General features: G+C 64.4%; 32 protein-coding genes and 1 tRNA gene. 17 read left to right on the top strand and 16 right to left on the bottom strand.

The annotated features are described in order from the left end of the window. Nucleotides 1–34 precede the first annotated feature (34 nt). Entirely contained in the window at nt 35–460 is a 426-nt protein-coding gene (locus AB3X95_RS02000; RefSeq protein ID WP_176108714.1) for a hypothetical protein, read from the bottom strand. A 524-nt stretch (nt 461–984) separates the two neighbouring features. Between AB3X95_RS02000 and ssuD the strand changes: the two genes are divergently transcribed. The 4 genes from ssuD to AB3X95_RS02020 all read left to right on the top strand — a co-directional run bounded on the left by ssuD (nt 985) and on the right by AB3X95_RS02020 (nt 4,299). Beyond that, nucleotides 985–2,145 carry an FMNH2-dependent alkanesulfonate monooxygenase gene (gene ssuD / locus AB3X95_RS02005; RefSeq protein ID WP_368620550.1) on the top strand — a complete coding sequence of 387 codons (1,161 nt, stop codon included), beginning with the start codon at nt 985–987 and terminating at the stop codon, nt 2,143–2,145. Between the two features lie 25 nt (nt 2,146–2,170). Beyond that, nucleotides 2,171–3,019 carry an aliphatic sulfonate ABC transporter permease SsuC gene (gene ssuC, locus AB3X95_RS02010; RefSeq protein ID WP_368620551.1) on the top strand — a complete coding sequence of 283 codons (849 nt, stop codon included), beginning with the start codon at nt 2,171–2,173 and terminating at the stop codon, nt 3,017–3,019. Further along, nucleotides 3,016–4,017, top strand: a complete 1,002-nt coding sequence (locus AB3X95_RS02015; RefSeq protein ID WP_176119941.1) for an ATP-binding cassette domain-containing protein — start codon at nt 3,016–3,018, stop codon at nt 4,015–4,017. Before ssuC ends, AB3X95_RS02015 begins: the two co-directional genes overlap by 4 nt. 66 nt (nt 4,018–4,083) lie before the next feature. Beyond that, entirely contained in the window at nt 4,084–4,299 is a 216-nt protein-coding gene (locus tag AB3X95_RS02020; RefSeq protein WP_008922916.1) for a molybdopterin-binding protein, read from the top strand. 35 nt (nt 4,300–4,334) lie between these two features. Here AB3X95_RS02020 and AB3X95_RS02025 read toward each other — a convergent pair whose 3' ends face one another. Further along, nucleotides 4,335–4,595, bottom strand: a complete 261-nt coding sequence (locus AB3X95_RS02025) for a hypothetical protein (RefSeq protein WP_176119940.1) — start codon at nt 4,593–4,595, stop codon at nt 4,335–4,337. 157 nt (nt 4,596–4,752) lie between these two features. Here AB3X95_RS02025 and AB3X95_RS02030 point away from each other — a divergent pair, with 157 nt between their 5' ends. Next, the gene (locus AB3X95_RS02030; protein WP_013089281.1) at nt 4,753–4,950 is read left to right on the top strand and encodes a hypothetical protein; all 198 of its coding nucleotides are present in this window, start codon (nt 4,753–4,755) and stop codon (nt 4,948–4,950) included. A gap of 105 nt (nt 4,951–5,055) precedes the next feature. Beyond that, nucleotides 5,056–5,298 (top strand): DUF6566 family protein, encoded by a 243-nt coding sequence (locus AB3X95_RS02035; protein ID WP_176119939.1) that lies wholly within the window; start codon nt 5,056–5,058, stop codon nt 5,296–5,298. A gap of 154 nt (nt 5,299–5,452) precedes the next feature. Here AB3X95_RS02035 and AB3X95_RS02040 read toward each other — a convergent pair whose 3' ends face one another. The 4 genes from AB3X95_RS02040 to AB3X95_RS02055 form a co-directional block, all read right to left on the bottom strand. Beyond that, nucleotides 5,453–5,722: a hypothetical protein gene (locus AB3X95_RS02040; protein ID WP_176377905.1), complete on the bottom strand. Its 270-nt coding sequence runs from the start codon at nt 5,720–5,722 to the stop codon at nt 5,453–5,455. A gap of 350 nt (nt 5,723–6,072) precedes the next feature. Next, a tRNA-His gene (locus tag AB3X95_RS02045) sits at nt 6,073–6,148 on the bottom strand. Nucleotides 6,149–6,237: 89 nt separating this feature from the next. Beyond that, nucleotides 6,238–7,239 carry a tRNA dihydrouridine(20/20a) synthase DusA gene (gene dusA, locus AB3X95_RS02050; RefSeq protein WP_368620552.1) on the bottom strand — a complete coding sequence of 334 codons (1,002 nt, stop codon included), beginning with the start codon at nt 7,237–7,239 and terminating at the stop codon, nt 6,238–6,240. A gap of 133 nt (nt 7,240–7,372) precedes the next feature. Further along, nucleotides 7,373–7,738, bottom strand: a complete 366-nt coding sequence (locus AB3X95_RS02055) for a hypothetical protein (protein WP_176377903.1) — start codon at nt 7,736–7,738, stop codon at nt 7,373–7,375. Nucleotides 7,739–8,152: 414 nt separating this feature from the next. On the opposite strand from AB3X95_RS02055, the gene AB3X95_RS02060 reads away from it, so the two are divergent. Further along, entirely contained in the window at nt 8,153–8,434 is a 282-nt protein-coding gene (locus tag AB3X95_RS02060; RefSeq protein WP_368620553.1) for a hypothetical protein, read from the top strand. Here AB3X95_RS02060 and AB3X95_RS02065 read toward each other — a convergent pair. Continuing rightward, a complete protein-coding gene (locus AB3X95_RS02065) occupies nt 8,410–8,655 on the bottom strand; it encodes a hypothetical protein (RefSeq protein WP_368620769.1) in 246 nt (81 codons plus the stop codon). The two genes, AB3X95_RS02060 and AB3X95_RS02065, sit on opposite strands and share 25 nt — an antisense overlap. Before the next feature lie 248 nt (nt 8,656–8,903). Then, complete coding sequence (locus AB3X95_RS02070; protein ID WP_176108703.1) at nt 8,904–9,131, bottom strand: DUF3820 family protein; 228 nt, start codon at nt 9,129–9,131, stop codon at nt 8,904–8,906. Between the two features lie 169 nt (nt 9,132–9,300). Between AB3X95_RS02070 and AB3X95_RS02075 the strand changes: the two genes are divergently transcribed. Continuing rightward, nucleotides 9,301–10,353 (top strand): NADP(H)-dependent aldo-keto reductase, encoded by a 1,053-nt coding sequence (locus tag AB3X95_RS02075; protein ID WP_368620554.1) that lies wholly within the window; start codon nt 9,301–9,303, stop codon nt 10,351–10,353. A 101-nt stretch (nt 10,354–10,454) separates the two neighbouring features. On the opposite strand, the gene AB3X95_RS02080 is transcribed toward AB3X95_RS02075, so the two are convergent. Then, nucleotides 10,455–11,879, bottom strand: a complete 1,425-nt coding sequence (locus AB3X95_RS02080) for a M20 family metallopeptidase (RefSeq protein WP_368620555.1) — start codon at nt 11,877–11,879, stop codon at nt 10,455–10,457. A 208-nt stretch (nt 11,880–12,087) separates the two neighbouring features. On the opposite strand from AB3X95_RS02080, the gene AB3X95_RS02085 reads away from it, so the two are divergent. Beyond that, a complete protein-coding gene (locus AB3X95_RS02085) occupies nt 12,088–13,071 on the top strand; it encodes a LysR family transcriptional regulator (protein ID WP_368620556.1) in 984 nt (327 codons plus the stop codon). Between the two features lie 282 nt (nt 13,072–13,353). Next, the gene (locus AB3X95_RS02090; protein ID WP_013089291.1) at nt 13,354–13,776 is read left to right on the top strand and encodes a hypothetical protein; all 423 of its coding nucleotides are present in this window, start codon (nt 13,354–13,356) and stop codon (nt 13,774–13,776) included. A 47-nt stretch (nt 13,777–13,823) separates the two neighbouring features. On the opposite strand, the gene AB3X95_RS02095 is transcribed toward AB3X95_RS02090, so the two are convergent. Together AB3X95_RS02095 and nodI are read right to left on the bottom strand one after the other, a co-directional pair. Next, nucleotides 13,824–14,651 carry an ABC transporter permease gene (locus AB3X95_RS02095; RefSeq protein ID WP_368620557.1) on the bottom strand — a complete coding sequence of 276 codons (828 nt, stop codon included), beginning with the start codon at nt 14,649–14,651 and terminating at the stop codon, nt 13,824–13,826. A gap of 19 nt (nt 14,652–14,670) precedes the next feature. Continuing rightward, entirely contained in the window at nt 14,671–15,585 is a 915-nt protein-coding gene (nodI, locus tag AB3X95_RS02100) for a nodulation factor ABC transporter ATP-binding protein NodI (protein ID WP_176108698.1), read from the bottom strand. Between the two features lie 339 nt (nt 15,586–15,924). Between nodI and AB3X95_RS02105 the strand changes: the two genes are divergently transcribed. Beyond that, nucleotides 15,925–16,392, top strand: coding sequence for a universal stress protein (locus tag AB3X95_RS02105; protein WP_013089294.1), 468 nt, complete (start codon nt 15,925–15,927; stop codon nt 16,390–16,392). Nucleotides 16,393–16,463: 71 nt separating this feature from the next. Here the strand turns inward: AB3X95_RS02105 and AB3X95_RS02110 are convergent, their stop codons facing one another. The 3 genes from AB3X95_RS02110 to lexA form a co-directional block, all read right to left on the bottom strand. Continuing rightward, on the bottom strand, nt 16,464–17,081 hold the full coding sequence (locus AB3X95_RS02110; protein ID WP_184225789.1) for a DUF2939 domain-containing protein: 618 nt from the start codon (nt 17,079–17,081) through the stop codon (nt 16,464–16,466). Nucleotides 17,082–17,200: 119 nt separating this feature from the next. Further along, nucleotides 17,201–17,545: a hypothetical protein gene (locus AB3X95_RS02115; RefSeq protein ID WP_176367783.1), complete on the bottom strand. Its 345-nt coding sequence runs from the start codon at nt 17,543–17,545 to the stop codon at nt 17,201–17,203. Between the two features lie 110 nt (nt 17,546–17,655). Further along, nucleotides 17,656–18,306: a transcriptional repressor LexA gene (gene lexA, locus AB3X95_RS02120; RefSeq protein WP_176119927.1), complete on the bottom strand. Its 651-nt coding sequence runs from the start codon at nt 18,304–18,306 to the stop codon at nt 17,656–17,658. A 310-nt stretch (nt 18,307–18,616) separates the two neighbouring features. Here lexA and AB3X95_RS02125 point away from each other — a divergent pair, with 310 nt between their 5' ends. The 6 genes from AB3X95_RS02125 (at nt 18,617) to AB3X95_RS02150 (ending at nt 24,921) form a co-directional block, all read left to right on the top strand. Continuing rightward, nucleotides 18,617–19,663, top strand: coding sequence for a sulfate ABC transporter substrate-binding protein (locus tag AB3X95_RS02125; protein ID WP_176119926.1), 1,047 nt, complete (start codon nt 18,617–18,619; stop codon nt 19,661–19,663). Between the two features lie 153 nt (nt 19,664–19,816). Continuing rightward, a complete protein-coding gene (gene cysT / locus AB3X95_RS02130) occupies nt 19,817–20,713 on the top strand; it encodes a sulfate ABC transporter permease subunit CysT (protein WP_176119925.1) in 897 nt (298 codons plus the stop codon). Further along, a complete protein-coding gene (gene cysW / locus AB3X95_RS02135) occupies nt 20,710–21,714 on the top strand; it encodes a sulfate ABC transporter permease subunit CysW (protein ID WP_368620558.1) in 1,005 nt (334 codons plus the stop codon). Before cysT ends, cysW begins: the two co-directional genes overlap by 4 nt. Further along, a complete protein-coding gene (locus tag AB3X95_RS02140; RefSeq protein WP_176108692.1) occupies nt 21,715–22,773 on the top strand; it encodes a sulfate/molybdate ABC transporter ATP-binding protein in 1,059 nt (352 codons plus the stop codon). It begins immediately after the preceding gene. Nucleotides 22,774–22,894: 121 nt separating this feature from the next. Then, entirely contained in the window at nt 22,895–23,821 is a 927-nt protein-coding gene (locus AB3X95_RS02145; RefSeq protein WP_013089301.1) for a CysB family HTH-type transcriptional regulator, read from the top strand. Between the two features lie 53 nt (nt 23,822–23,874). Further along, nucleotides 23,875–24,921 carry an asparaginase gene (locus tag AB3X95_RS02150; protein ID WP_368620559.1) on the top strand — a complete coding sequence of 349 codons (1,047 nt, stop codon included), beginning with the start codon at nt 23,875–23,877 and terminating at the stop codon, nt 24,919–24,921. Nucleotides 24,922–25,184: 263 nt separating this feature from the next. Here AB3X95_RS02150 and AB3X95_RS02155 read toward each other — a convergent pair whose 3' ends face one another. After that, on the bottom strand, nt 25,185–26,096 hold the full coding sequence (locus tag AB3X95_RS02155; RefSeq protein WP_176119921.1) for a 2-hydroxy-3-oxopropionate reductase: 912 nt from the start codon (nt 26,094–26,096) through the stop codon (nt 25,185–25,187). A gap of 48 nt (nt 26,097–26,144) precedes the next feature. Further along, nucleotides 26,145–26,954 carry a hydroxypyruvate isomerase gene (gene hyi / locus AB3X95_RS02160; RefSeq protein WP_368620560.1) on the bottom strand — a complete coding sequence of 270 codons (810 nt, stop codon included), beginning with the start codon at nt 26,952–26,954 and terminating at the stop codon, nt 26,145–26,147. Between the last annotated feature and the right edge of the window lie 34 nt (nt 26,955–26,988).

Below are 26,988 nucleotides of genomic sequence, written 5' to 3' on the forward strand. Positions count from 1 at the left end.
ATCTACGCGTTGCGCGGATTCACGCGCGACGCGCTCATTCCTCGGCCTCGCTCGCCATGAACGCGCGCATGAACACGAGCGCGCCCCAGCCCCACATCGCATTCGCCGCGAAGCCCACCGCGAGGCGCGGCAGCATGTTGCCGCTCGGCCAGATGCCGCGCAGCGGATCGACGACGAACACGCTCGCCGCGGTCAGCACGATGCCGCCGAACACGAACGCCGGTACCCACGGCGCGTGCCGATGCGGCGCGACGCGCAGCAGCCAGGCCATCAGCACGGCCCAGCACGCGCTCCAGATTGCGTTCGCGATGAATTCAGGCAGGCCGAGCGGCAAAAACGGCGCGGTCGAAAAACCGGTGGGGTCGATCATGCCGGCGGCGTGCATCAGCGCCAGCGTCGATTCGCGGAAGAACAAGGAAGCCAGAAAACCGGCGACGAACGGCAGAATTATTTTGTGCATGCATTGCACCGGCAACGTACTGGCGACGCGAATCGCAACGCCTGTACCGGGTGATTGGAAACGAGCGCCATTATATCGATCGGGGTGCGGGGGCCGCGGCCGCGTGTGTAAAGCGCAACAACCGTATGCGGTAGCGCCGGGCTAATCACGAAAGCGGAATTCCTAAGCTAAAAAAAATCGTTCAAAAGCCGCGGACCGCTCCATAGACTGTTTCCTCATGCAGACGGCTCGGGTGTCGCCGTCATCCGTTAAATCGAGCGCACCACGCGCACGTTGGTCGAGGAAAACCGTCGCAATGTCGAGCCTCATGCCGAATCTCCGTTGCCGCAGGGCCCGCGCACGGTCGTGTTCGCGGTGTCGTCCGCCCGGCGCATAGGCTTTCAGCGCTGTTGCCGGTGGCCTGAGCCCGCCGTCCGTTTCGCAATCCTTCAACACGTCGCAGCGCCTTGCCGGTTGCCGGCTCGATGCGCGCGGCCGGCGCTCGCGCCCACCGTTTTCTTTCAAGAGCAGGCAGGAGCAACAACATGAATGTGTTCTGGTTCATTCCGACTCACGGCGACAGCCGCTATCTCGGTACGTCCCAAGGCGCACGCGCAGCCGATTACGACTACTTCCGGCAGATCGCCGTCGCCGCCGATACGCTCGGCTACGAGGGCGTGCTGCTGCCGACCGGCCGCTCGTGCGAGGACGCCTGGGTCGTCGCGTCGAGCCTGATTCCCGCGACCCAGCGGCTCAAGTTCCTCGTCGCGATTCGCCCGGGACTGTCGTCGCCGGGGCTCGCCGCACGCATGGCGGCGACGTTCGACCGGCTGTCGAACGGGCGGCTGCTGATCAACGTGGTGACGGGCGGCGACGCGGCCGAACTGGCCGGCGACGGCGTATTCGTCGATCACGACACGCGCTACGAAATCACCGACGAATTCCTGCATATCTGGCGCAAGCTGCTTACGGCCTCGCACAACAACGAAGCGATCGATTTCGACGGCGAGCATCTGCAATCGAAGGGCGGCAAGGCGCTGTATCCGCCGGTGCAGAACCCGCATCCGCCGCTGTGGTTCGGCGGCTCCTCGGCGGCCGCGCACGATATCGCGGCCGAGCACATCGACACCTATCTGACGTGGGGCGAGCCGCCCGAAGCGGTCGCAAAGAAGATCGCCGACATTCGCGCGCGCGCCGCGGCACGCGGCCGGCAGATCCGCTTCGGCATCCGTCTGCACGTGATCGTGCGCGAGACCGAGGAAGAAGCGTGGGCCGCCGCTGACAAGCTGATCAGCAAGCTCGACGACGACACGGTCGCGCGTGCGCAGGCGTCGTTCGCGAAGATGGATTCGGAAGGCCAGCGCCGCATGGCCGCGCTGCACGGCGGCAAGCGCGGCGGCCGCGAACAGCTCGAGGTCTATCCGAATCTGTGGGCGGGCGTCGGGCTCGTGCGCGGCGGCGCGGGCACTGCGCTAGTCGGTAGTCCGGAGCAGGTGGCCGCGCGTATGAAGGAGTATGCGGCACTCGGCATCGAGACGTTCATTCTGTCCGGCTATCCGCATCTCGAGGAATCCTATCGCTTCGCCGAACTCGTGTTTCCGCTGCTGCCGCAACGCTTCAGCAAGGTCGCCAACGGGCCGCTGTCGGGGCCGTTCGGCGAAATCGTCGGCACCAGCGATCTGCCGAAGGCGGCGAGCGCGAGCTGATCGACCGGCAAGGAGAAAAGCCAACATGAGTGACACTGCTTTTAGCGCGGCCACGGGGGCAACCCCGCAGCCCGCGTCCGCCACACGCGCTGACGCGTTGCGCCGTTTCGGCGCGCACCTGGTGCCGTGGCTCGCGCCTATCGCGATCCTGCTCGCGTGGGAAATCGCCGCGCGCAGCGGCGCGCTGTCGACACGTGTGTTGCCGGAACCGCTCGCGGTCCTGAAGGCCGCCTGGTCGCTGATCCAGTCCGGCGAAATGTGGGCGGACGTGAAGGTCAGCACGTGGCGCGCGGTGTCGGGCTTCGCGATCGGCGGCGGCATCGGCCTCGTGCTCGGACTGGCGACGGGTTTGTTCAAGCCCGCGGAAATCGTGCTCGATTCGACGGTGCAGATGATCCGCAACATCCCCGCGCTCGCGATGATTCCGCTCGTGATCCTGTGGTTCGGCATCGAGGAACAAGCGAAGGTGTTCCTCGTGGCGCTCGGCGTGTTCTTTCCGGTCTATGTGAACACGTTCCACGGCATCCGTTCGGTCGATGCGAACCTGATCGAGATGGCGCGCAGTTATGGCGTCAAAGGTTTCGCGCTGTACCGCCACGTAGTCCTGCCGGGCGCGCTGCCGTCGATTCTGGTCGGCGTGCGCTTCGCGTTCGGCCTGATGTGGGTCACGCTGATCGTCGCCGAGACGATTTCCGCACAATCGGGCATCGGCTACATGACGATGAATGCGCGCGAATTCCTGCAAACCGATGTGGTGGTGGTCGGCATTCTGCTGTACGCGGCGCTCGGCAAGCTCGCGGACATGCTCGCGAAGAGCCTCGAGCGCGCGTCGCTGCGCTGGCATCCGGCGTATCAGCGAGGAGCAAAAGCATGAGCGCAACGACACTTTCGACGACCTTCGGCGGCATCGCGGGCAGCGACCTCGAGACCGAGCTCGCGCAGCCGCGGCTCGCGGATCACGACGCGAACGAGGCCGCGGAGATCGAGCGGGACGGGGCGGCCGGCTTGCAACCCGCCATTGCACTGGCCCGCAGCGACGCGCGCCCCGCAAGCGACTACGCGGTGCAATTGCGCGGCGTCGGCAAACGCTATGGCGAGCGCGAGGTGCTGTCGGGCTTCGATCTGTCGATCGAGCGCGGCAGCTTCGTCGCGATCGTCGGCCGCAGCGGCTGCGGCAAGTCGACGTTGCTGCGACTCGTCGCCGGTCTCGAAGAAGCCAGCTCGGGCGTGCTCGAAAAACGCGCCGGCAGTGGCGGTCCGCTCGACACCCGCATCATGTTTCAGGATGCGCGTCTTCTGCCGTGGAAAAGCGTGCTGCAGAACGTGATGCTCGGCCTCGGCCGCGGCCGGGGCGCGCGCGACGATGCGCGCGCGGTGCTTGCCGAAGTCGGCCTGCTCGAACGCGCGAACGACTGGCCCGCGCAACTCTCGGGCGGTCAGCGGCAGCGCGTCGCGCTAGCGCGCGCGCTCGTGCATCGTCCGCAACTGCTGCTGCTCGACGAGCCGCTCGGTGCGCTCGATGCGTTGACGCGCATCGAAATGCACACGCTGATCGAACGGCTGTGGCGCGAGCATCGCTTCACCGCGCTGCTCGTCACGCACGACGTGCACGAAGCCGTCGCGCTCGGCGACCGGATTTTGCTGATCGAGGAGGGCCGCATCGCGCTCGATCAGCCGGTCGCGCTTGCGCGGCCGCGGGCGCGGGCGTCGGCGGGCTTCGCCGCGCTTGAAGATCACGTGTTGCAACGCGTACTCAAAAACGCGCCGAACGACGACACGCTCGCGCATCGCGCGTACGAGCCCTATGACCCGTACGGCTTGCCGGAACCGGGCCGTCTGACGCGGCCGACCGAGGTGCGCTGGGCCGTCTGAGCTTTCCAGCAAATCGATCCCATCTGATCCATTCCGTTATCAACCGCTTCTGTGGAGTTATCTGAAATGAGCATTTCCGCCATCAACGTGCGCAATCAATTCAAAGGCAAGGTCAAGGAAATCATTCGCGGCTCGGTGGTGTCCGAAGTCGACGTGGAGACGCCGTTCGGCATCGTCACGTCGGTGATCACGACGCGCTCGGTCGACGAACTCGAACTGAAAGTCGGCTCGGAGGTGGTCGCGCTCGTGAAGTCGACCGAGGTGTCGATTGCGCGGCTTTGACGACGTTGCGCTAGCGCGAGCGGCGTGCGCAGCGGCTACTTCGCGTTTGCGCCGCTTGCTGGCGGCTCGTGCGACATGTGATCGTTGGTCGGCTTCGTCGGTCGCTTGATCGGCATGTTGTCCGGGTTGCTCGAACCCCCGGCGCCCGATGCCGCCTCGGGCGGTTTGGCCATCGGCGCATGGCTGTCCGGCGGCGCGCTGGACGCCGTCTGCGCGACGGCGTTCGCGCCGCTCGCGAGCAGCGCCGCCAGCGCTGCAGCAGTGGCCGTTAGGGTGGCCCAATTGCCTCGCTTCATGTCGTTCTCCTTCGATGTCGCGCGTCGTCTGTAGACACGCGGCTGTGTGCACGATTCACTAGTAGCAGACTGTGTTCCGGGGCCGCTGCGGGCGCGCACGCCTGCATCCGCCGATGAAACTTGCTACGATGAATTGACCATTCCGACGGAGACGGCCATGTCGAAGTCCTTGAGTCCCGAAGCGGTCGAAGCGTTGCGGCGTCTGAACGACGTCGGCGTCGGACAGACGGCGCCCGAAGTCGCGCAGTCCGTCGCGGCGGAGTTGCTGGCATGCGACCTCGTCGCCGAAGCGGGCAGCGGTGGGGTCGAAATCAACTGCAACGGCCGGCAGTATCTTTCCGGCGACTGCAACTGATCCGCTGATCGGCGGCCGGCCGCGCGGCCGGGGTGAAGAGCGAGGCGTCGCGGGTGAGTCGCGCGCGTTCGTTTGCCCGCGATCAGCGAAACCACGGAGACGAACATGGAGCCGAAGGGCGTCGACATGGGCGACTATCAGGCGCGTTATGGCGACTATGACATCGAGGTGGCGGTCGAACAGGTGCTGACCGGCGTCAAGGCGCATTTCCGGGTGCTGCGCGACGATTCAACGGTGGTCGACTGGCAGCTCGTGCATATCGATAGCTTGTGGTCCACCGAGCATACGGCCGCCCAGGCGGCTTTCAGTGCGGCGCGCGAGTTGATCGATGCGGGGCTGGCAAGCTAATGGCGGATAGCCGCGTCGCGACGGAACGGTGCCGGGCGCACTACAGCCGGCGCAAACGCAACTGGGCGCCGGCATCGATACTGCATGCGCGGCGCCCAGTTTGATCGCTGCCTGCAGAGGCAGCGGATCCGACGGTACTGCTACTGCTGGCGGCTTAGTGGCCGAAGTACACCGATTGCGGGCCCGACTTGGACTCGCTGCGCGAGCCCGATTGGGTCGACACGCTATTCACGCCACCGTACGCATTCGATTGCGCGTTGGCGCTTTCAGCAGCGACGGTCTGCGCGTTCTGGCCTTGTTGCGAAGCCGGCGCGCCAACCGACGGACGATAGTACGGCGCCGGACCATAGCCGCTTGCGAAAGCGGGAGCGGCGATCGAGGCGGAAGCGGCAACCAGCAGGGCGGCGATAAACTTGGTCTTCATGGTAGGACTCCGATAACGTTTCGACTGCATTTCAGGAAGATGTTGCAGGAGCCAGTGAACCAGGTGTCTGCAACGTCGATGGAAGGCAGTGTATACCCCTACTATCGAGAATTTGTGCCGATAATCTGAAATTACTATTCCCGACGAAGAAACAATCGTTCAGACGTAAGCGCTGCAAGGCAGAGCGGTGATCCGGCCCTGCTGGCCAAGCGGTTTTCGAGGATAGGGAGGAGGCGGGAAGGGGTGATGCGGGCCCGAAGACCGCACGTTCATCATGGAAAACGCAGAAGGCTGCCAGCAAAACGAAAACGGCGTTGTGATTGCTCACAACGCCGTTTGCTTGAATTCTTTGGGGTGGCTGATGGGACTCGAACCCACGACGACAGGAATCACAATCCTGGACTCTACCAACTGAGCTACAGCCACCACTAACATCCGCTTGACTTGCTTTAAAAACCTGTCTCGCCGACGAAGAAACGAGATTATAGGGACTAGATCTGGCTTTGCCTAGTCCTTTATTCAAAAATTTCGAGGGGCTCGCGCAGATGCTGTCTCGCTTCGTCGAAGATGGTCAGATCGCGGGCTGCAAGCCGCTTGCTGTCGGACAAAACTCGCCGCCAACCGCGCGCGCCAGCTTCGCCGCGATACAGCCCGAGCGCATGGCGTGTGATCGCGCCGAGATAGGTGCCGTGCGCCATTTCGGTCGCGCAATACTCGATCAGTTTCGCTTCGACCTGATCGCGCGTCAGCGGCGCATGCGTTGCCCCATAGAAGCGCGCGTCGACATCGGCGAGCAAGTACGGGTTGTGATACGCCTCGCGCCCGAGCATCACGCCGTCGACGTGCTGAAGATGCGTGTCGACTTCGTCGAGCGTCTTGATGCCGCCATTGATGATGATTTCCAACTGCGGAAAATCGCGCTTCAACTGATACGCGTAGTCGTACTTGAGCGGTGGAATCTCGCGGTTTTCCTTCGGGCTCAAGCCCTTCAGGATCGCGTTGCGCGCATGAACGATGAACACGTCGCAGCCGGCTTGCGCGATCGTGCCGACGAAATCGCGGACGAAGCCGTATTCCTCGACCGTATCGACGCCGATGCGGTGCTTGACCGTGACCGGCACCGATACGACGTCGCGCATCGCCTTCACGCAATCGGCGACGAGTTGCGGCTCGTTCATCAGGCATGCACCGAACGCGCCGCGTTGCACGCGCTCGGACGGGCAGCCGCAATTCAGGTTGATTTCGTCATAGCCCCATTGCTCGCCGAGCTTTGCCGAACGCGCGAGATCGTCGGGCTCGCTGCCGCCGAGTTGCAGCGCGACCGGCGCTTCGTCGGGCGTGAACGCGAGATGACGCGGCACGTCGCCGTGCAGCAGCGCACCGGTCGTCACCATTTCCGTGTAAAGCCACGTATGGCGCGAAATCATTCGATGCAGCGAGCGGCAATGACGATCCGTCCAGTCCATCATCGGGGCGACGGACACGCGGCGGGGGCTGGGAGTGCGGGGTAAAGACATGGAACGGCCGAGCGGGCTTGAATCAAAACGATAATTTTACCGCAAGGCCAGAAAGCGCCGGGCGCGCCGAAGCCGTGTCATTGTCGCGACGGAGGCGGGCACCGGTTCGTCGATGCCTCAATGCCTGAATGCCTCAGTGTCCATGTCCCCCCATCCCGCCACCACCGGTCCACGCGCTGCCGCCGCCGTGCATGCCGCCGAATCCGCCGCCGTGCCATCCGCCGGCCCCCCCATGCCATCCGCCGTGCCCGCCGTGCCAACCACCGCCATGCCATCCGCCGCGACCATGCCAATAGCCATGGCCGTAATAGCAGCACGGCCCGCCAAAACCGCCGTAGAAACCAATCGAGCCGTACACCGGCCCGTAGTAAGGCGGTCCGTACGCGTAGGGATAATAGGGTTGCGCATAGCCGTAGTCCGCCGGCGGCGCGACGGCGCATCCAGTGATGCTCGCTGCCACGGCCGCTAGCAGCGTCATCGATGCAATGAGCCTGGTCACGATTTTCTCCTTCACGTAAACCTCAGAAAAACCGCGCGCAATGAAGTTCGGCCGCGTTTGTGTCCGAGCGTTACCGGCGTCGGCGGTGCCGCTGTGCGCTTGGGGCTTCGACCATCCGAGCCGTTGCCGCGACGCTCGACCTTTGCGCCAATCTTCCCGCGTCTTACCGAACGGCGCTGCGGTAACACTTCGTTAACCATTCGAAACGCTACTCAAGGGCATCGCTGCTAACTGCCGTCGGACGATTCGTCTTTTGAGTCGCAAGCGATGCGACGCCGACAATTCGCTGCGGATCGACGTCGAGACGTTGAACAAAGCGGGCGCGGCGCAGTGGAGTGCTCTCGGCGCGGACTATCGGTCACCGCGCCTACGATCAGTTGACGGCTCACTAACGGCGCGTCCTTCCCCCGGGACTTGAGGCTCGAGATCGAATACGAGGAACTGGCCGACGATCTCGAGCCGAACGTGCGTCGTATGCTCGCGCATCGCGGACTCGAGTGGGACGAAAGTTGCCTCCTACTTCACGAGACGACGCGGCCTGTGAGCGCCGCGAGTTCGGCGCAGGTGCGCCGGCCGTTGTATCGCACGTCGATGCGGCGCTGGCGGCCGCGACGCGAATTGCTCGAACTGCTATGGGAAGGCTTCGGCCCCGAGCTGGCGGCGGCCGGCGCTCAATGCGCGATCACCGGCACGTGATGCAGCCACGGGTACACGCCGGCAATGAACGCCGCATAGATCGCCGCCATCGTCACGCCGGCAGCCGTGCCCCACACGTCACGCGAGGCCGCGCCCTGGCGGAAATGCACGGGTAGTCCGACCACGACGTAGCCGATCACGAAGAACAGGATGACCGCACGCACCGGCGACAGATCGTGACCGATGAAGTCGAGCAACGCGGACAGGTTGAATTGCGACATGGACATACAGGCAGTCACGAAGGCGGGGGATCGCACGGCGCCGGAACACAAGGAAACAGTGGAGTGAACGATGACTGAACCACTTCACTATCGACGTTCCACAGCGCGACGACCTAAGCCGATTAAAGGCCATGCAATCGCGATCCGCAAGGAAAAAACCTGTCTGAATTCGGACTGCGCGACATTGCTTGCGGCCTGCCTGCGCCGCGACTTTCGGCGGGCTTGGCAACGCTTTCACGGAGACGGTCTCAACGCTCGTTGGGCTTCGGTTTGCGCAACGGATCGAGCAGCGGTTTCAAACCGTTGTGATCGATCTCGTGCATCAACGCGAGCAGCCGGCCGATCTCGCCGGGCGGAAAGCCCTGGCTCGCGAACCAGTTCAAATAGTGGCCGGGCAGGTCGGCGATCACGCGGCCTTTATATTTCCCGTAGGGCATCACGCGCGTGACCAGCAATTCGAGGTGTTCGTGATTCATGGCAACGAAGTCATGATGAAGCGCGCCTCATGAGCGCAAAGCGTGTACTACGCAAATCGCCAGGCGGCGCGCAGCAACGCATGGCCCCGCATTCTAGCCTTGCTGCAGGTAATGCGCCGGCGTGGTAACGTCTGCGCTTTCCGTTCACCTCTTCAACAGGACAAGTTAGATGGAATACCGCAGACTCGGCGACTCCGACGTGCAGGTCAGCCTGATTGGTCTCGGCACGATGACGTGGGGCGAGCAGAACACCGAGCAGGAAGCACACGCGCAGATCGACTACGCGCTCGATCACGGCGTGAACCTGATCGACACCGCCGAAATGTATCCGGTGCCGCCGCGCGCCGAAACGCAAGGTTCGACGGAGCGCTACATCGGCACGTGGCTCGCGCAGCACAAGAGCGCGCGCGAGAAGATCGTGCTCGCCACCAAGATCGCGGGTCCCGCGCGTCAGCCGCACAATCCTCGCCATATTCGCGGCGAAGGCAACCAGTTCGACCGCAAGAACCTGACCGAGGCGCTCAACGACAGCCTAAAACGTCTGCAAACGGATTACGTCGATCTGTATCAGCTGCATTGGCCCGATCGCAGCACGATGACCTTCGGCCGCGCGTCATATCCGTGGGTCGACGACGCGTACACGGTGCCGATCGAGGAAACGCTGACTGTGCTCGCCGAATTCGTGAAGGCCGGCAAGGTGCGCCATGTCGGCGTGTCGAACGAAACGCCGTGGGGTGTCGCGCAGTTTCTGCGCGCGGCCGAAAAGCTCGGCTTGCCACGCATCGTCAGCATCCAGAATCCGTACAGCCTGTTGAACCGCACGTACGAAGCGGGTCTGTCCGAGTACGCGCATCGCGACAACATCGGTCTGCTCGCGTACTCGCCGCTCGCGTTCGGCTGGCTGTCGGGCAAGTACGAAGGCGGCGCACGTCCGGCCGGCGCACGCATCACGCTGTTCGAGCGCTTCGCGCGCTACAGCAAGCCGCAAGCCGTGCAGGCCACCACCCGTTATGTCGAGCTCGCGAAGCGCCACGGCATGTCGCCCGCGCAATTCGCGCTCGCGTTCGTCAACAGCCGACCGTTCGTGTCCAGCAATCTGATCGGCGCGACGTCGCTCGAGCAGTTGAAGGAAAACATCGCGAGCGCGGACGTCAAGCTGTCGCCGGAAGTTCTTGCGGAAATCGACAAGCTGCACGAGCTGCAGCCGAATCCCGCGCCTTGATGTCGGTGCCGCGGTAAGCGCGACGCGCTTGCCGCGGTCGCCCCGGTAGAATGCCGGGGCGGCCGCGGCAGGCACCGCGAATCAATCGGCGCGAGCCGAACTCAAGTCGCGGCCTTTGCCGCATCCACTTCCTCGCGCTTCGCCGCAAGCGGCGAATTCTCGCCGAGATCCCAGAACAGTCCCGCCATCATCTGCAGGCCCTCACGCACCACCGGGCCTAGAAGGTGCTCGTTCGGCGCATGCTGCGAGCAGGCCGGATAAGAATGCGGCACCCAGATCGTCGGCAGACCGAGCGTGTCGGCGAATACCTCGTTCGGCAGCGTGCCGCCGAGATTCGGCAGCAGCGCGGTCTTCTTGCCGGTGGTCGCTTCGAGCGACGCTAGCGCCCATCTGACCCACGGATCGTCGGGATCGAGCCGTGTGGCCGGTGCGCCGCGTTCGACGTCGATTTCGACCAGCTGAAAGCCGTGCGCATCGAGATGCGCGCGCAGATGCTTGCCGAGATTTTCCCAATCCGTGCCGACCACGAAACGCAACTGGCAGACCGCGAACGCCGACGGCGGAATCGCGTTGACCGGGTTCTCCGGATTGCCCGCCTTGAAGGCCAGCACTTCGAAGCTGTTCCAGCCGAACACGCGCTCGGGCGCCGAAAGCCCCGGCTCGCCCCAGTTGTCGTCGACGGTGGGGTCGCCAGGACCGTCGCCCACCGTGATGTCGGCAAGCGCGCGGCGCACGGCCTCCGGGATCGGCGGCGGACGCAGGCCGTCGACTGCGATCACGCCGCGCGCATCGACGAGACTCGCGAGCGCGTTGGCGAGCACCGTCGCCGGATTGCGCAACAGGCCGCCCCAGTTGCCCGAGTGATGCGCGCCGTCGCGCAGGTTCAGCGACAGCTTGAAATTGACCGCGCCGCGCGAGCCGAGAAACACGGTCGGACGACGCGCGGCGAGACGCGGGCCGTCGGAGGCGATCAGCACGTCGGCGGCGAGTTCGTCGCGGTGCGCGCGGCAGATCGCATCGAGCCCCGGCGAGCCGGTTTCCTCGCCCATTTCGATCAGCAGCTTCGTGTTGAAGCCGAGTTTGCCGTCGCGCGCGGCGAGCGTGCACGCGAGCGCGGCGAGGTTGATCGAGTGCTGGCCTTTGTTGTCGGCGGTGCCGCGACCGAACCAGCGCTCGCCTTCGATGGTCACCGCCCACGGCGTCAGCGGCGCGCGCCACTGGCTGTCGTAGCCGCGCACGACGTCGCCGTGGCCGTAGATCAGCACGGTCGGCAGATGATCGCCTTCGTGACGGTTCGCGATCAGGAACGGACCGAAACCGTCGACCGGGTTATCGACGATGCGCGTGCTGAAGCCGAGGCGCTCCGCTTGGGGCTGGATTTCGTTGGTCAGATAAGACCGCAGCAGCGCGCCGCGATCGCTTTCCTGGCTTTCGGTGCGAATACCGACGCGGCGGTTCAGGTCGGCGAGAAAAGCGCCGGATTCGAAGTGCCGGGTGGCAAGCTCGATGGCCTGGTGGCGGCTCATGTCGGTGTCTCCAATGCGGGGGATGGGCGAGGCGGGCAGAGGGCCGCGGACCGATGGCAGGGTCTTCGGGCGATTTGTCCGCGATCTCATTGCGATCGATTCTAGAAGCGCGTCATTTTTGTCACAATGATCATGTTTCGAAGCTTGCATTGCCGGAAAGGCAAAGCGTCATCGCACCGTTGCAACTGATTCGATCGAGGCGTCCCGGATGGCACGTTCACTGCATGGCATCGCGTTGCGTTATTTCGTCGAAGTCGCGCGCAGCGGCTCGCTGAGCGACGCGTCCGAACGGCTGCATGTCGCGGTATCGGCGCTCAGCCGGCAGATCGCGCGGCTCGAGAGCGAACTCGGCGTCACGCTATTCGAGCGGCGTCCGCGCGGCATGGCGCTATCCGAGGCGGGCGAGCGGCTCGTCGCATACGCGCAACGCAGCCTGCTGGAAGCCGAGCACGTGATGAAGGAGCTCAGCGGTCTCGCTAGCCTGCACGGCAGCCGGATCAAGATCGCGACCGCCGAGGGCTTCGCGGTCGACTTCCTGCCCGCCGCGATCGCGGAGTTCCGCGCCGAGCATCCCGGCATCGATTTCACGTTGACCGTGATGTCGCCGGCCGACGCGACCCGGCATGTGCGCGACGGTGACGTCGACATCGCGTTGTCGTTCAGCCTCGCGCCGGAGAAGGGCGTCAAGGTCGAGCACACCGAACGCGCGCCGGTGTTCGTGCTGGTGCGCGCCGATCATCCGCTCGCGGCGCGCGCCAAGCTGTCGCTCGCCGAAGTGAGCCGTTATCCGCTGGTGTTGTCGGAGACCGGCACCACGCTTCGCCAGTTGATCGACATCACCTGCGCGCTCGAAGGCATCCTGCTCGAGCCGGATCTGATCTGCAACAACAGTGGCGCGAGTTATCGCTATGCGCAGAAGTCCGGCTCGATCATGTTCACGGGGCTGCTGTCGGTGCGCGACCGCTATGCGGCCGACGGCTTCGTCGTGATTCCGCTGACCGACCCGCAGATGCGCCAGCGCAGTATCCAGGTGCAGACGATGGCGGGGCGCGAGTTGCCGCCGTCGGTGCGGGCGTTTCGCGACCATCTGATCGCACGGATCGCAGATCCGAAGCCAGCCGGGGCTCAGGCCTCGAAAGCGGACCGAGGGCGCGGCAAGCGCACGCCGCGTCGCCGGCGAGCCGATGCATGAAATGCGACACATGCCACGCACTAAGCGGCAAATGTTCGCCCGGAATCCGAATCACGACCTAAACTGTGGTGGACGGCAAGGACGGCCCTGAGAAAACGACCCTGACGGTGCGCGCCACGATCAGGGGAAACGGCAGAACAACGGCAGTCGAAGCGCGGACCGGCCGCGCAACCCGCGATGCTGCGATGCACACAAGCGGCAACAGATGCACCCCAAAAAGAAACGCGGCGCGTCGTCCCGATGGCGCGTTGCCCACAACAGAGCGATAGGACCAACACATCCATGGCGCAACAGAAAACCAATCCGAAACTCGAGCAGGCGCTCACGCGCGGTGATCTCGCAATCCGCCAGGCAAATTCGGCGAGAGCGACCGCGCTGTTGCGTGCGCTCGCCAAGATGATCGTCGATGCGTCGGCGACCATCGGCGTGGAAGCCTTCACATTGATTCACGACGGCGACAAGATTTACGATCCCGCAGATGGTTTATGGCCGCAGGCGCTGCTGATCTCGCTCGACGGTCCGGTCGAGGATGCCGATCCCGACGAATTGCGCACGGTGCGGCTCATCGCGGACGATCCGGCCACCGTGTTCCGGGTCGAATGGCAGCGCGCCGATGGCAAGATCGGGCGTCACGAGGGCGGCCCGTTCGCGACGGTCGCGTTCATCTCCGACGTCGACATTCCGTGGACCGATGACGAGGACTGAGCGCGCGACGATAGCAAACGCACATAGCGACGACCGGCGCGCTCGGCTTACTTCATCATGCGGCGCCGAAACAGGATCGCCGACACGATAAAGCCGCCGACTGCATAAGCGGCCAGTACGCTCACATGCAGGGCCGCGTGCTCCATCGGCCGGCCGAGCATCGCCGGGCGCATCAGATCGACCGCATTGGCGAGCGGCAGCGCGGCGGTCACCGCTTGAGCGGGGCCGGGCAGCTGCGAGATCGGAAAGAACACGCCGGAGAGCAGCAGCATCGGCGTGAGCACGAGCGTCTGATAGAACATGAAAAAGTCGTACGACGGCGCGAGCGCCGTGACGATCATCGCGAGGCTGGCGAACGCGAGACCGGCCAGCACGATGACCGGCAGCGCGAGCAGCATCGACGGAAAACTCGCATAGCCGAGCGCGCCCGCCACAAGCATGATCGCCACTCCCGACAACACCGATTTGCTGGCTGCCCACACTACCTCGCCGAGCACGATATCGCCGAGCGTGAGCGGCGTATGCATGATCGCCTCCCACGTTCGCTGCACGTGCATGCGCGAAAAGCCCGAATACATCGACTCGAAGCTCGCCGACATCATCACGCTCGACGCCACCGTGCCCGCCGCGAGGAACGAGATATACGACACGCCGTCGACGTGCCCGACCATCAGCCCGAGCCCCAAGCCGAGACCGAACAGATAGATCATCGGATCGGCGAGGTTGCCGAACATCGACGCAATCGCGAGCTTCTTCCACACCAGATAGTTGCGGCGCCATACCGCGATCCAGTTCGTGGCATTGGCGGGGAAGGCGCCGAACGGCTCTTGCGCCGATGGCGTGCCTTCTTGGGTTTCGTAAGTGCGTGCGTCCATCAATTGTCTCGCTGCGGGTTCAGTCCTGCATTTCGCGGCCGGTGAGCCGCAGAAATACATCTTCGAGATTCGCCGGCCGATGCAGATAGCGCAAATCCGCGCGCTGCTTCAGGCGCATATGCACGGGCTGGGCGTCGTTCACGTAACAGAACAGGGTCTCGCCGCTGATCTCGGTGCGCTCGGCGAGCGGTGCGAGTTCGTCGCGCAATGCAAACGGATCGGGACCATAGATCTCGATCACGTCGCAGCCGATCTCGGACTCGATCAGCTCGCGCGGCGCGCCTTCTGCGATCTTGCGTCCTTCCTCGATCACGCACAGTCGATGACAGAGCCGTTCGGCTTCTTCCATGAAGTGCGTGGTCAGCAGGATGGTCTTGCCGCGCGCGAGCAGCGATCTCAGTCGCTCCCAGATCAGATGGCGCGCTTGCGGGTCGAGACCGGTGGTCGGCTCGTCCATGATCAGCACGTCAGGATCGTTGATCAGCGCGCGCGCCAGCGTGAGGCGCCGCTTCATGCCGCCCGACAGTTCGCTCACGCGTGCGTCCGCCTTGTTCTCGAGGCGGGCGAATTCGAGCAGACCCGGCACCGCCGCGCGACACTGCGCGGCGCTCAGACCGAAGTAGCGGCCGAACACGAGCAGATTTTCACGCACGGTGAAATCGGGATCGAGGTTGTCGAACTGCGGCACCACGCCCACGCGCGAGCGCGCGAGGCGCGCGCGGCCAGGGATCGGTTCGCCGCACAGGCGGATCGCGCCGGCGTCGGGCGCCGCGATGCCGAGCAGCATGCGCAGCGTCGTGGTCTTGCCGGCGCCGTTGGGGCCGAGCAGCCCGAAGCATTCGCCGGTGTTCACATGAAACGACAATCCGTCGACGACCGTTTTTTCGCCGTAGTTTTTCCTGACCTGATGGAATTCGATGGGGGCTGCGGGCATGACTCGAGCGAGGCTCCGGAAGAAGACATAACGTACGCGCAAGACACACAACATACCTGCGACGCACGCATTGCGCACAGGCCGCTTATTCTAGGGTATCGGCCACTGACGCGAGTGGGTGTCCGGGAACGCGTAATGCATGGGATGCGATGCGTTCGCATACGAACTTTTGCGGTGCCGCAAACGTGTGCGAACACTGCTCCAGATGGCCCAACGCTTGTGCAGACGGCTTCAGCACGCACCGACTATGCACTTAGCGTTTTCCATCCCTTGCAAGCCGAATTGCGGCGCACCATGATTGATTCAGACCGCGCTTTCCGCGCGAATGGGAGAAGACAGATGGCGAGCTATCAGAAAATCCTGTTGTGCTACGACGGCTCGCGCGAAGGCCGCAAAGCCCTGCGTTGCGGCGCCGATCTGGCGTTGGACCTGAAGGCGGAAACGCATCTGCTGTCGGTAGTAGACATGCGTTCGAGCATCGCGCAAAGCGCGGGCTTATTGACCGATGTGGCCTGCGGAAGCTTCGAAAAAACGGCCCGCGAAATCCTGCAGGAGGGCGTGAATTGGCTGACCGAGCGAGGCGTGAACGCGCAGGGGCATTTCGCATTCGGTCATCCGATCGACGAGATCGCCAATCTTGCCAACGAGTTGCACGTCGACCTCGTGGTGGTGGGACATCGCTGCCGGACCGGTTTGTCGAGGTGGTGGATGGGGGCGGGCAACACGCCGCTGCTCGACCGCGTGTCGTGCAGCATTCTGGTGGCGTGCTCGTCAGCGCAGGAGCAGCAGCAGGCGGCCGCGGCGTAATACGAACAAACCTGACACGCGGCTGGCTCCAATGGCCAGCCCGCGCATCTCCGCAGTTCACGGCCTGAACCTCACTCGTTCAGATTGATCGCCGCGAGCTTCCACGTGACCAGACCTTCGCGACGAAAGATGGCCGAATAGTTCGCGTTGCCTTCGCCGCGCCGGTACGTGACCACAAACTCGTTGAGACTCCGATAGCCGGCCGTGCTTTGACGCCCGGGCGGTGGCGCGCTTGTGTGCGTGGTGGTGTCGCCCGCGGCCGATGCGGCCGGCGCTTCTCCGCCCGCGGCTGGCGGTGCTGACGGTTGCTCGCCCGGTGTGCCGCGCGGCGGCATGCCGTTCAGCAGTGCCGCGACGCCGTCGGGTGTCGCATAGGCATCGACGAGCGGGCCAATCAGTGTCACGCCGATCACCGCGCCGATCGTGGCCATCTTGTTGCCGGCATCCGCTTCAAGCCGGCGCGTCAGCATGGCGCCCACCTGCTGCTTTAGGCTATCCCGCAGCGCGGGGAAGTCGACGTACTGATTGACGGTTTGCACGTCACGCGCGTCTGCCGCGCGTTTGAGATTGTTCACCGCGAGATACGGCGACGCGTAAATAAACCCCAGCGCGGCAATCACGATCACCACGATCAGCGTGATCAGCAGCGGCCGGGTGGCGCTGCCCTGTGTGCGTTTCGGAATTGTCATCGAATGGGACTCCACGTCAGTGATGATCTAACGTCGACCACGGCGAGGTCGAAACGATCCCATCCCACGCGAATCTCTGAACATCCGAAGTGCTTATTGCATGCGTGCTCAGAATTCGCTCAGGCTTCGAACACCGCGCCGTGCACGTTGGCTTCGTCGGCTATGCAACGATCGATCATACGGCATACGGCGTCGACGGTGCCGACCATGATCAGTCGCGACGGTCCATGATAGACCCGCACCGGAGCGCGGCGCGCGGGCTCCGCGATATTCAGCGCCGAATTCAGCGATACGCGCGCAAACGCCGGCAACGACGACGGCAGACCGCAAGCTTCGGCAGGCACGTCGAACAGCGACGGCGTGCGCGCCGCGGGCGCCTCGATCGGCGCGCAAGGCGTTAGCTTGCGCAGATGGCGCAGACGGCCGAACTGGCGAAAAGGCAGCAGGCGGGCAAGGCGTTCCATGAGTCTCTCCAGACGATGCGGCTTGAATTCGCGGCGTAATGCGGGCGTTAATGCGGGCGTTAATGCGGCTTGGTTCGGACAAACCGGCGCGAGCGTTCCGGCAATAAAGATCAGAACTCGCTGGGGCGAATCAGCCCGACCGCGATCCCTTCGAGCGCGAAATCCGCGCTGCCGGTTTCCACGAAGATGTTGTCGTAGTCGGGGTTTTCGGCGATCAGTTCGAGGCCGTTCGGCCGGCGCTTCAGACGCTTGACCGTCACGTCGTCGCCAAGCCGCGCAATGATGATCTGGCCGTCTTTCGCTTCGCTGCGCTTTTGCACCGCGAGCAGGTCGCCGTCGAGAATGCCGGCGTCGCGCATCGACAGGCCGCGCACCTTCAGCAGGTAGTCGGGCTTGCTCGAGAACAGCGCCGGGTCGCACGCGTAGTGCTGCGAGATATGTTCCTGCGCGAGGATCGGGCTACCCGCCGCGACCCGGCCGATCAGCGGCAGTGACAACTGCATCAGGCCCGCATGCGGCAGCGTGAACTGGTGCGGCGCATCCTCCTGCCCGGACAGCAGGCGGATGCCGCGCGACGCGCCGGCCGCGAGTTCGATCACGCCCTTGCGCGCCAGCGCGCGCAGATGCTCTTCCGCGGAATTGGCCGAGCTGAAACCGAGTTCGGCGGCAATTTCCGCGCGAGTGGGCGGAAAGCCGGTGCGTTCGATCGCGCGGCGGATCAGATCGAAAACCTGCTGCTGTCGTGCGGTGAGTTTGGTCATGGCCACTGTATGTATGAACAGGTGACTGTATTTTTATACAGTATTCGGTGCATTTCAAGCTTTACTTTAAGTTCGACGCAAGGGGCGCGCTGGGGCGTCGTTTATCGGCGACATGGCGACGATTTCGGCGTCTGAGCAGCCAGCGCGTCTGCCGTTACCACTTTTGGGCATTAAAAAATGAAGAAACATTATTTTTAATGATGAAAGCCCTTCGATAGACTGGCTTCCGGTTAGCGCTCATGTGCACGTGACCGCGACGCAAAACAACACCAGACGCTCAACAGCGGACATCACGCGGAGAAATATTGAAATGGACCATCGGCATACGGGGCTCGCGGCTCGAACCAGAAAACTGATCACGGCGCTTGCCGTCGGCGCGGCGGGTACGCTCGGCATGTTGGGCGCAAGCGGCGTCGCGCACGCCGACACCACGCTGCTGAACGTGTCCTACGATCCGACGCGCGAGCTGTATCAGGACATCAATCAGGCATTCGGCAAAGAATGGAAGGCCAAGACCGGCGAAGCCGTCACCTTCAAGCAGTCGCACGGCGGCTCGGGCGCGCAGGCTCGCTCGGTGGTCGACGGTCTGCAGGCCGACGTCGTGACGCTCGCGCTCGCTTACGACATCGACGCCATCGCGAACAAGGGGCTGGTCGACAAGAACTGGCAGAAGCGTCTGCCGGACAACGCATCGCCGTACACGTCGACGATCGTGTTTCTGGTGCGCAAGGGCAACCCGAAGCACATCAAGGATTGGGACGATCTGGTGAAGCCGGGCGTGTCGATCGTGACGCCGAATCCGAAGACCTCGGGCGGCGCGCGCTGGAACTACCTGGCCGCGTGGGCGTACGCCGAGCATCAGCCGGGCGGCAACGACCAGAAGGCCAAGGAGTTCGTCAGCAAGCTGTACAAGAACGCCGGCGTGCTCGATTCGGGCGCGCGCGGCGCGACCACCAGCTTCGTGCAGCGCGGTATCGGCGATGTGCTGATCGCGTGGGAAAACGAAGCGTTTCTGTCGGTGAAGGAGTTCGGTCCGGACAAGTTCGAGATCGTGGTGCCGACGGTGAGCATCCTGGCCGAGCCGCCGGTCGCGGTGGTCGACAAGGTCGTCGACAAACACGGCACGCGCAAGCTGGCCGACGCGTATCTGAACTTCCTGTATAGCGAGGAAGGGCAGGAGATCGCCGCGCGCAATTTCTATCGTCCGCGTTCGAACAAGGTGCCGGCCGATCTGACCGCGAAGTTTCCGAAGCTGAAGCTGTACACGATCGACGATTCGTTCGGCGGCTGGACCAACGCGCAGAAGACCCATTTCGCGGACGGCGGCGTATTCGATTCGATTTATCAGCCGCAGTAACAACCATCGCCTGAAGCACGGGCACAGGCAACAAGGGCGCGCCCAATGGGCGCGCTTTCGGCTAACCGGGACCCGGTGGCCAGCAGGGCGGTAGTACCGCAACACCGCAACACGAACAACCGCGCGAGCATCAACCATGAACGAGTATCCAGCATGACCACGTTGACCTTCCGCAAGCCGAGCGCATTGCCCGGCTTTGGCCTGACACTCGGCATCACGGTGGCTTATTTGAGCCTCGTGGTGCTGATTCCATTGGCGGCGACCTTTCTGAAAACCGCGACGCTCGACTGGGACCAGTTTGTGCGCGCGGTGGCGTCGCCGCGCGTGCTCGCGTCGTATCGGCTGACGTTCTTCTCGGCGCTCGGCGGCGCGCTGATCAACGCGGTGTTTGGCTTTCTCGTCGCGTGGGTGCTGGTGCGCTACACGTTTCCGTTCAAGCGCATCGTCGATGCGGTCGTCGATCTGCCGTTCGCGCTGCCCACCTCGGTCGCGGGCATTTCGCTCGCGGCCGTGTATGCGGGTAACGGCTGGATCGGCCAGTTCCTCGCGCCGCTCGGCATCAAGATCGCGTTCACGCCGGTCGGTGTGCTGGTCGCGCTGACGTTCATCGGCCTGCCGTTCGTCGTGCGCACGGTGCAGCCGGTGCTCGAGGAGTTCGAGCGCGAGCAGGAGGAGGCGGCCGCGTGCCTCGGCGCGTCGCGCTGGCTCACGTTTCGCCGCGTCGTGCTGCCGGCCGTGTTCCCGGCGCTCTTGACCGGCTTCGCGCTCGCCTTCGCGCGCGCGCTCGGCGAATACGGCTCGGTGATCTTCATCGCCGGCAATGTGCCGATGAAGTCGGAGATCACGTCGCTCCTGATCATCACGAAGCTCGAGCAATACGACTATGCGGGCGCGACGGCGCTCGCGGTCGTGATGCTGGTCGTGTCGTTCCTGATGCTGCTGCTGATCAACACGCTGCAGTGGTGGCTGCAGCGGCGCACGAGCCGCGGCAATGCGGGGCCGGCGCCAGTGGCCACGAGCGTCGCGGCAATCGGTGGAGGTGTGCAATGAGCCGCGTTCCGACCAACCCGGCGAGCGGTGCGCGTCGCCCCGATCCGGTCAGCGAATCGCCCGTGGTGCGCTGGCTGCTGATCGGCGTCGCACTGCTGTTTCTCGCGCTGTTTCTGGTCGTGCCGCTCGCCGCGGTGTTCTATCAGGCGCTCAATAAGGGGCTGCGTTTTTACTTCGAAGCGCTCGCCGATCCGGATGCGCTGTCGGCGATCAAGCTCACGTTGCTCACCGCGTCGATCGCTGTGCCGCTGAACCTCGTGTTCGGCCTCGCGGCGTCGTGGTGTATCGCGAAGTTCGACTTCCGCGGCAAGGCACTGCTGACCACGCTGATCGATCTGCCGTTTTCGGTGTCGCCGGTGATCTCCGGTCTGATCTACGTGCTGATGTTCGGCGCGCAGGGCTGGTTCGGCCCGTGGCTCGAAGATCACAACGTGCAGATCATCTTCGCGGTGCCGGGCATCGTGCTCGCGACGATCTTCGTCACGTTCCCGTTCGTCGCGCGCGAACTGATTCCGCTGATGCAGGCGCAGGGCAACGACGAGGAAGAAGCCGCGCACGTGCTCGGCGCATCGGGCTGGCAGACGTTCCGTCGTGTGACGCTGCCGAACGTCAAGTGGGGCCTGCTGTACGGCGTGATTCTGTGCAATGCGCGCGCGATGGGCGAGTTCGGTGCGGTGTCGGTGGTGTCCGGCCATATTCGCGGGCAGACCGACACGATGCCGCTGCACGTCGAAATCCTCTACAACGAGTACAACTTCTCGGCCGCGTTCGCCGTGGCCTCGCTGCTCGCGCTGCTGGCACTGGTCACACTGGGGCTCAAGCTGCTGGCCGAGCGTCATATGTCGGCGGAACTGTCGGCGGCGCGTGAGGTGCCCGCGCATGCGGGACCGGCGCCGGCCGATGCGTCACAGGCCAATAGCGCGCAGTCCGCTTCTCATTCGTTTTTCGTCAACGCCACGCCTGCGTCGCAGCGACATCCGCTCAAGCAAGGAGAGCTGTAAATGGGTATCACCGTTCGTAACCTGCAAAAGCGCTTCGGCGATTTCGTCGCGCTCGATAACGTGTCGCTCGACTTTCCGCCGGGCGAACTCGTCGCGCTGCTCGGGCCGTCGGGTTGCGGCAAGACGACCCTGCTGCGCGTGATTGCCGGCCTCGAATACGCGGACGGCGGCCAGGTCGAGCTGCAAGGTCAGGACGTCGCGGCGGTCGGCGCGCGCGAGCGCGAGGTGGGCTTCGTGTTTCAGCACTACGCGCTGTTCCGTCATATGACGGTATTCGAGAACGTCGCGTTCGGCCTGCGTGTGAAGCCTCGCAAGGAACGTCCGTCGGAGAAGGTGATTCGCGAGAAGGTGCATGAACTGCTGAAGCTCGTGCAACTCGATTGGCTCGCGCAACGCTATCCGTCGGAGCTGTCCGGTGGTCAGCGGCAACGCATCGCGCTTGCGCGCGCGTTGGCCGTCGAGCCGAAGGTGCTGCTGCTCGACGAGCCGTTCGGCGCGCTCGACGCGAAGGTGCGCAAGGAACTGCGCAGCTGGCTGCGCCGCCTGCACGACGATCTGCATATCTCGACGATCTTCGTCACGCACGATCAGGAAGAGGCGCTCGAAGTGGCCGATCGCATCGTCGTGCTCAATCGCGGCCATGTCGAGCAGGTGGGCAGCCCGCAGGACGTGTACGACCATCCGCAGACGCCGTTCGTCTACGAGTTTCTCGGCGCGGCGAACCGTCTGCACGGCAACGTCGATGCGCAAGGCTTCGTCGTCGATGGCGCCGCGCTGCCGGTCGCGATCACGGCGGGTTTCAGCGGTCCGGCGTTCGCCTATGTGCGGCCGCATGACCTGCAGCTGTATCCGCAGGCGGCCGGGCATCGCGACGGCATCGTCGTCGACGTGCGGCGCGTGGTGACGCTCGGCGGCTCGGTGCGCGTCGAGCTCGCCGGTCGCGCGGGCAATCTGCTCGAAGCCGAACTCGATCGCGAAACGTGGCGTGATCTGCAACTCGCGGTCGGCGACGGCGTGACCGCGGTGCCGCGCGCGCTGCGGGTGTTTCCGGCGCAGTGAGATGGCAGCGCCGCCGTGCGGCGCTCGAAGCAGGAGAGAAACGTATCGGCCGTACCGAGTGGTTCCATTTGGCATTTGGCGGCTCTAATAACTCAACTCTGGCAGAACCGGAGACATATCGATGAATTTCCAGCAATTGCGCTTCGTGCGCGAGGCCGTGCGGCAGAACATGAATCTGACCGAAGTGGCGAATGTGCTGTACACGTCGCAGTCGGGCGTGTCCAAGCAGATCAAGGATCTCGAGGACGAACTCGGCGTCGACATTTTCATTCGCCGCGGCAAGCGGCTGACGGGCCTCACCGAACCGGGCAAGGCCGTGCATCAGCTGATCGAGCGGATGCTGCTCGATGCGGAGAATCTGCGCCGCGTCGCGCGTCAGTACGCGGACCAGGACAGCGGCCACCTCGTCGTCGCGACCACCCACACGCAGGCCCGCTACGCGCTGCCGAAGGTGGTTCGACAGTTCACGTCGGTGTTCCCGAAAGTGCATCTGGCGCTGCGCCAGGGCAGCCCGCAGCAGATCGCGCAGATGATCATCAACGGCGAGGCCGATATCGGCATCTCGACCGAGGCGCTCGACCGCTTCCCCGACATCGTCACGTTCCCGTGCTATTCGTGGCATCACGTGGTGGTGGTGCCGAAGGATCATCCGCTGGTCGGCCGCGAAAACCTGACGCTCGACGAGATCGCCGAATTCCCGATCGTCACGTACGACCAGGACTTCACGGGCCGCTCGCATATCGACCAGGCATTCGCGAAAGCAGGCGCATTGCCCGACGTCGTGCTGACCGCGATCGACGCCGACGTGATCAAGACCTACGTCGAGCTCGGCATGGGCATCGGCGTGGTCGCGGCGATGGCCTACGACCCGAAGCGCGACACCGAACTCGTCGCGCTCGATACGCAGCATCTGTTCGAGGCGAGCACCACGCGCGTCGGTTTGCGCAAGGGCGCGTTCCTGCGCGCGTACGCGTATCGGCTGATCGAGATGTTCGCGCCGCAATTGAGCGAAACCGATATCGCCGCGCAGTTGCGCGAGGCCGCTTAAGCTTCGCGCTTTCACGCATGGCGGCGCGCGGCGCATCGCTTACAATCGCCGCCATGAATACCTCGACTTCCTCTCTCCCGACTCCTCCCAGCACGCCGGGCGCCACTTCCTCGTTGCCACGCATCGCCGTGCTCGCGACCGGCGGCACGATCGCCGGCGCGGCAGCGGACGCCGCCAACACGTCCGGCTATCAGGCGGGCGTCGTCGGCGTCGATCAGTTGCTCGCGGCGGTGCCGGCGCTGTCGACGGTTGCGCGGATCGCGCCGGAGCAGATCGCCAGCGTCGACAGCAAGGACATGGCGCTGCCGCTGTGGACCACGCTCGCGCAACGTATCAACGCGCTGCTCGCGAGCGACGACGTCGACGGCGTGGTCGTCACGCACGGCACCGACACGCTCGAAGAAACCGCCTACCTGCTGCATCTGACCGTCAAGTCGGACAAGCCAGTCGTGCTGACCGCGGCGATGCGGCCGGCGTCGGCGCTATCGGCCGATGGTCCGTTGAATCTGCTGAACGCGGTGACGGTCGCGGCGCATGCGGCTTCCCGCGGGCAGGGCGTGCTGGTCGCATTCAACAACCGCATTCATAGCGCGCGCGACGTCGTGAAGACGAGCACCTATGCGGTCGACGCGTTCCAGTCGCCGGAAATCGGTGCGCTCGGCTGGGTGCAGGATGGCCGCGTCGAGTTTCAGCGCGGCGTGGTGCGCGCGCATACGCTTGCGAGCGAGTTCGCGATCGATACGGCGTGGCCGCACGTGGAGATCGTCGCGAGCTATGCGGGTGTGTCGCGCATTGCCGTCGATGCGCTCGTCGCCGCGGGCGTGCGCGGCATCGTCGTCGCGGGCACGGGCAATGGCTCGTTCCATCAGGCGTTGCAGCAGGCGCTCTCCGAGGCGGTGTCGCGCGGTATCGCGGTGGTGCGCTCGTCGCGTGTCGGCTCGGGGCATGTGATGCGCAACGGCGCCGCCGCCGACGACGCGCTCGGCTTCGTCAGCGCGGGTACGCTGAATCCGTACAAGGCGCGCGTGCTGCTGATGCTGGCGCTGGCAGCGGGCCATACGGCGCCGGCTGCGTTGCAGAAGGTGTTCGATACATACTGATTGTCGAATCCGACAGCCGGACACCCGACGACGACGTCTGACCGACCAAGGCTTCCTCGGCGTCGCCGGGTGCCGCTGCGGACCCCACTTGCCGCTCTCAGCCCAGAGCGGCGCGATTTGCCCGTTCCACCGCGCCAGCAGCCGAAGCCGCCGGGCGACGAACGGGCGCCCCACCTGTGCTCATCATTACCGCGCGGATGCCGAAGCCGCCATCAGCGCAGTCGACGACGAGCTCAATCACACAGGAACCACGAAGGCAGACCTCAGGCCGCCTTCGCCTCCTTGCTATCCGGCGTTTGCGCGACCTCGTGATTCGCCATGATCTCGAGCGCGCGCACCATCGCCGAGTGATCCCATGCCTTGCCGCCGTTTGCCGCGCACACGCTGAACAACTGCTGCGCGCTCGCGGTATGCGGCAGCGCGATGCCAAGCTTGCGCGCGCCATCGAGCGCGAGATTCAGGTCCTTCTGATGCAGCTCGATCCGAAAACCCGGATTGAAGGTGCGCTTCGTCATGCGCTCGCCATGCACTTCGAGAATCCGCGATGACGCGAAACCGCCCATCAACGCGCGGCGCACGCGCTCCGGATCGGCGCCGGAGCGCGACGCGAACAGCAGCGCTTCCGCGACCGCTTCGATGTTCAGCGCGACGATGATCTGGTTCGCGACCTTGCAGGTCTGACCCGCGCCGTTCTCGCCGATCAGCGAGATGTTCCTGCCCATCAGCTCGAACAGCGGCTTGGCTAAAGCAAAGGCTTTCTCGGGACCGCCGACCATGATCGTCAGCGACGCGTCTCGTGCGCCGATCTCGCCACCGGACACCGGCGCATCGAGATAGTCGACGCCGAGCGCGTTGATCTTCTTCGCGAACGCCTGGGTGTCGAGCGGCGAGATCGAGCTCATGTCGATCACGAGCTTGCCTCTGCTGAGGCCGGCGGCAACGCCGTCGTCGGCGAACAGCACGTTGGCGACGTCAGGCGTGTCCGGCACCATGATGATGACGATGTCGGCAGCCTGCGCGACCGCGGTCGAACTGGCCACCACGCTCGCGCTCTTCGCGACGTCGTCCGGCACTGGATACGCGCCGTTCACGAACAGCGAGTGACCGCCCTTGATGAGGTTGCGCGCCATGTGCGCGCCCATGATGCCGAGCCCGATGAAGCCGATCTTTGCCATGTGTGAATCTCCAGGGTTATAGGGGGCGTGCGTTGAGCGTGACGAGTCTCAAGCCGCCGCATGTGCCGCGCCGCGTGCCTGACCAGCGACGCTTTGCACCCAGCCGAGGCCGGCCTCGGTCGTCGTGCGCGGCTTGTATTCGCAACCGACGTAGCCGTCGTAGCCGAGCGAGTCGAGCAGCGCGAACAGATACGGATAGTTGATCTCGCCGGTGCCCGGTTCATGCCGTCCGGGGTTGTCCGCAAGCTGGATATGCGCGATCTGCGCGAGGTTCTTCTCGATCGTCGCCGCGAGTTCGCCTTCCATCCGTTGCATGTGATAGATGTCGTATTGCAGGAACAGATTGTCCGAGCCGACTTCGCGAATCACGTCGAGTCCATCGCGGGAGCGGTTTAGCGCGAAGCCCGGAATGTCGTACGAGTTGCACGGCTCGACGAGCAGCCGGATGCCGGCCTTCTGCAACTCGCGCGCGGCAAAGCGCAGGTTCTCGACGATCGTCGCGCGGGCGGTGTCGGCGGAAACGTTCGCGCCCGGAATACCGACGAGGCAATTCAGTTGCGGCACCTTCAACGCGCTTGCGTATTCGATCGCGCGGCCGACGCCTTCCTGGAACTCGGCGACCCGATCGGGCAGACACGCGATGCCGCGTTCGCCGGCTTCCCAGTTGCCCGCCGGCAGGTTGTGCAGCACCAGCTTCAGGCGGTTCTGCTGCAGACGTTCGCTCAACTCGACGATCGAATACGGATACGGAAACAGGAATTCGACCGCGTGGAAGCCGGCATTGGCTGCTGCCGCGAAACGGTCGAGGAACGGCACTTCGTTGAACAGCATCGTCAGGTTCGCTGCGAATTTCGGCATGGTGCTTTTGTCTCTCAGGTCGGTCAGGGAATGG

Origin of the sequence: Paraburkholderia sp. BR13444 (assembly GCF_040948755.1) — a bacterium.
Taxonomy (GTDB): domain Bacteria; phylum Pseudomonadota; class Gammaproteobacteria; order Burkholderiales; family Burkholderiaceae; genus Paraburkholderia; species Paraburkholderia youngii.